The organism is Streptococcus sp. HMSC034E03 (assembly GCF_001811505.1).
GTDB lineage: Bacteria > Bacillota > Bacilli > Lactobacillales > Streptococcaceae > Streptococcus.
Genome location: NZ_KV804981.1, coordinates 11,632 through 15,686 on the forward strand (window position 1 = coordinate 11,632; position 4,055 = coordinate 15,686).

A 4,055-nucleotide genomic window follows, 5' to 3' on the forward strand; every position below is an offset into this window, starting at 1 on the left:
CGTGATGATAGGAGACTGTTTTACAGTCCCTATCATCAATCGAATTGAGCTTGAACAAATGCAAGAGCACCTTTACCATCACGAGTCAACTTGATGTATTGAGCTCCTTCAGTCTTAGCCAATTTGATTCCAAGTTTATCTGTTTCAGCTTTCATATCCTCAAAGTTTGAAGCAACTTGTGGTGCTAAGATAACCAAATCAAACTCTGGTAACATTTCACGGTGGGCTCCATAGCCACCTGCTGCAGCTTTAACTGGAACATTGTATTCTGCTGCTGCTTTATTCAAAGCATTTGCAAGAAGTCCACTTGTTCCACCACCTGCACAAAGAACGAGTACGTTTGTTTCATCAGTGATTGTATTTTGTGCTGATTCTACTCCAGCTTTTTCAAGGATAGCATCCGCTTTAGCAGTATTGAAGTTTGCGGCTACTTTTTCTTTTAATTCATCGTTGGCTTTACCAGAACGTTCTTCTTCAAGAATTTGTTCGTCATAAACTTTAAGGAATGGATAGTAGATTGCAATATCCACTACGATTAACAATGCTGCAAGAGCAAATGACAAGAACTGGAAGTTTGTACCAAGAACAATACCAAGAGGTCCTGGTGTAGTCCATGGAAGGTTGGCAGTAAATGAGTTCATGCCAAGTGTTTCAATAAAGAACTTAAAGATCCATACGTTTGCAATAGGTGCGAAGATAAATGGGATAAAGAAGATTGGGTTCAAAACAAGTGGTGCACCAAACAAGATTGGTTCATTTACACCGAAGAATGTAGGAACTACTGAAGCACGTCCAATAGCACGATTTCGTTTCGATTTACACAACCACATAAACATGAATGGAACCACAAGAGTTGCTCCTGTACCACCCATGGTAACGATAAACATTTGTGTACCAGATGTAAGGATCTTATCAGCGTGCATACCTTGTTGAAGAAGGTTCAAGTTGACTTCGGCATTTGCATAAGTAATCGCTGCAATGGCAGGTTCAACGATAGATGGGCCGTGAATACCGACAAACCAGAAGAAGGCAAAAGCACCAAAGATAATAGTAATACCAAGGTATCCATCAGCTGCAGAGAATAATGGAGCAAAGAATTTACCGATTGATTCTGCCACACTAGAACCAACAAAATGACGTGCTAATAAGTCAAGAGCATAAAGAGAAACAACTGAAAGCGTAAACGGAATAACGTCTTTAAAGACTTGTGAGATATTCGGTGGAACTTCGTCAGGCATGCGAATAGTAACGTTGTTCTTCACACAAACCTTATAGATAGCTACAGTTACAAAAGCTGCCAGGAAGGCTGAAAGCAACCCTTTTGTTCCAAGGAAACCAGTTGCAAAGCCACCCTCGATTGGGTCAGCTGCTAACATCAGCAAACCAACAATAGCCGCCAATAGCGTTGACATATAGTTGATTTGGTTGGTTTTCTCCATACTACGATTGACGGAGTCTGTTAAAGATTTAGCAGTGGTACCAGCTACCAAGACTGCTAGAATCCCCATAGAGTAGCTGTAAGGTTTCATCAAAAGTGCTACTACTTCATCAGACCATTTAAAGCCCCAAGAGTTTGGAACAAAAGCAATCAAGATAAAAATACTTGAGAAGAGAATGACAGGCATTCCAGCGATAAATCCATCTCGAATAGCACGAAGATAGATATTTCGAGATAGTTTTTCAAAGAAAGGCTTCCCTTTCTCGATATAGGCAATTAACTTATTCATTATTTAGCTCCTCTTTTATAAAGTTCAATTAAATGATGCACCAAATCTTTTAGCAAGATTGTTGTCATCAGGTGATCTTGTCCGTGCATCATTGTGATGCTGTATGGAATTTCTTCCCCTGCAGCTTCTTGAGCAAGCATAGATGTTTGCGCTTTGTGAGCTTCCGCAATGCAACCTGCTGCTTCTTCAACAAGAGCTTCTGCTTTAGCAAAATCGCTAGCTTCAGCAGCCTTCAAAGCTTCTAATAATTTTGAACGAGCATCACCTGCATAGGCAACGATTTCAAAACCTAACAATGTTACTTCTTCTCTATTCATGATAGAATTCTCCTTATATATTTTTTAGTAAAGCGTTATGACAATAAACGTTGGATGTGTAGAACAAGATAAACTCGTTCACTCTTGTAGAGGTCAAGACCAGTTTCCTGAGCAATGACTTCATAAATTTTGCTACCAATCTCGAATGCTTCTGGATAGGTATTTTTTATATGTTCTTCCATATCGAGCAAGGATCGATTATCATCGCGACTACGATCCAAATAATCCAAAAAATAATTTAGATGAATCATAAAGCGATCGTAAAAATTATTATTTTCAGGTGTTCGCTGGATTTTATAACTCTTCAAAACGCTTTCAACACTCTTTAAAATTTCCTTTCTCTTATCAATCGACTCAACAACTTCGACTTCATTCTCACCTTCCGCGTTGATGAAGTGATAAGCGATACGAATGATCTCGTCTTCAGGAAAATTTTCTGTCAGTTTTTGACGATAAATTTCAAAAGCTTCTTGTGCAATTTGAAAAGCGATAGGATACTTGGCAGAAATATCAGGCAAGTTACTATCCTTATAGCGTCCTTGACTAATAGCCTGATAAGAACAATAGATATGGTCTGTCAGAGTGACGTATAGATACTCTTGGACAGGATATTGATATTTTTTAGAAAGATTATCAATAATCTCATAAGTAACCGTAATAAAATCAAGCGGTACATCCTTGAGAAGAGCCATAAAATTTTCTCGCGACTCTTCCGTTTTCATTCGGAAAACTTTTTCAACCTGATCCTCAGAAATCAAATCTCCCTTCTTCTTACCGAACGAAATACCCTTACCAATTACGATCAACTCCTCTCCCTTACTATTACGCACGAGAGAAACATTGTTATTCATTGGATTTAATATCCGATACATGGCAACCTCCTTGCCCTATTATTTAAGTTTTGTGAGCATAAAAAATGACCACAAATGAACTCAGAAAATATACATCTGAGTCATCTGTGATCATGCCTAATATTACTTAGTAACACTCACTTTGTATTAACTTGTGACTTTAGTATATCACAAGAATGATTTTTTGTAAACCTTTACATACAACTTTTTTTAAAATTTTATGCTAGGTTTTAGGACATAAAGGGGGAAGTTTACACACGTTCAGTCCATGAAGTAGCTGTTGTTTGAAGAACCTTATTAAGTTCATCAATGTTTTCAAATCCAGTTGTACGAAGCCATTCGCGAGCTGCTGCTTCACCATCTTTGATGTAAGCTTCAACTGATCCTGCCCATGTAGCACGTCCACAAAGAACTCCGTTGAAGTTTGCGCCTGATTCGTGGGCAAAGACAAGTGTCTCTTGGAAGAGTTTAGCGGATACACCTGCACTCAAGTAGATGTAAGGAAGGTTAGTTGCTTCGTCTTGTGCTTTGAAGAATGCTGCTGCCTCTTCACGTGTATGAACGATTTCTCCATCACCAAAGCCTTCAACGTATTTCACGTTAACTGGAACTTCTACTTTCAAGACATCGATGTTGAAACGTGGATCTGAGAAGACTTTCATAGCGCCGATAACCTTGTGTGGTTTTACTTTAGCGTATTCAGCAGAACCTGCATCAGCAATTTTTTCATCGTAAGCAAGGATTTCAAGGAAGAATGGAATATCTTCTGCCACACACTCAGAACCGATACGTTCAATGTAGGCTTGTTTTTGTTGGTTGAGTTCGTCAGAGCTATCTACGTCATAGTAAAGCAAGAACTTAACAGCATCTGCCCCTTGTTCTTTGATACGTTTTGCAGACCAAACATCCAAGCAGTCTGGCAAGCGTTTTGTGCTTGTTGTATCGTATCCAGTTTTTTCATAAGCGAGGAGAAGACCTGCATTTGGAGCAAGAGCTTTTGTTGCTGGAAGACCATATTCAGGGTCTAAAAGCATAGATGAAGCGTATTTAGTCAATTCATCCGCAACCAAGACTTTAAGTTCTTCCATTTGAGCTACCGTTGGCTCCTCTGTTTGGTATTGAGCCATAAGGCGTTTCAAAGCACCACGTTGGTCAAAAGC

The 4,055-nt window shown here is 39.1% G+C and carries 4 protein-coding genes; all 4 read right to left on the reverse strand.

From position 1 onward, the window contains the following. Positions 1 to 35: 35 nt before the first annotated feature. Positions 36 to 1,727 (reverse strand): lactose-specific PTS transporter subunit EIIC, encoded by a 1,692-nt coding sequence (locus tag HMPREF2805_RS04565; RefSeq protein WP_075231581.1) that lies wholly within the window; start codon positions 1,725 to 1,727, stop codon positions 36 to 38. Then, positions 1,727 to 2,044, reverse strand: coding sequence for a PTS lactose/cellobiose transporter subunit IIA (locus tag HMPREF2805_RS04570; RefSeq protein ID WP_049527213.1), 318 nt, complete (start codon positions 2,042 to 2,044; stop codon positions 1,727 to 1,729). The genes HMPREF2805_RS04565 and HMPREF2805_RS04570 overlap by 1 nt, the downstream gene beginning before the upstream one ends. 35 nt (positions 2,045 to 2,079) lie before the next feature. After that, complete coding sequence (locus tag HMPREF2805_RS04575) at positions 2,080 to 2,916, reverse strand: PRD domain-containing protein (protein ID WP_075231582.1); 837 nt, start codon at positions 2,914 to 2,916, stop codon at positions 2,080 to 2,082. Positions 2,917 to 3,146: 230 nt separating this feature from the next. Next, on the reverse strand, positions 3,147 to 4,055 hold a 909-nt coding region (gene lacD / locus HMPREF2805_RS04580; protein ID WP_075231583.1), incomplete at its 5' end, for a tagatose-bisphosphate aldolase.

Coding starts and splice junctions, on each gene's coding strand:
- HMPREF2805_RS04565 (WP_075231581.1), bottom strand. CDS start 1,727: ATGAATAAGTTAATTGCCTATATCGAGAAAGGGAAGCCTTTCTTTGAA.
- HMPREF2805_RS04570 (WP_049527213.1), bottom strand. CDS start 2,044: ATGAATAGAGAAGAAGTAACATTGTTAGGTTTTGAAATCGTTGCCTAT.
- HMPREF2805_RS04575 (WP_075231582.1), bottom strand. CDS start 2,916: ATGTATCGGATATTAAATCCAATGAATAACAATGTTTCTCTCGTGCGT.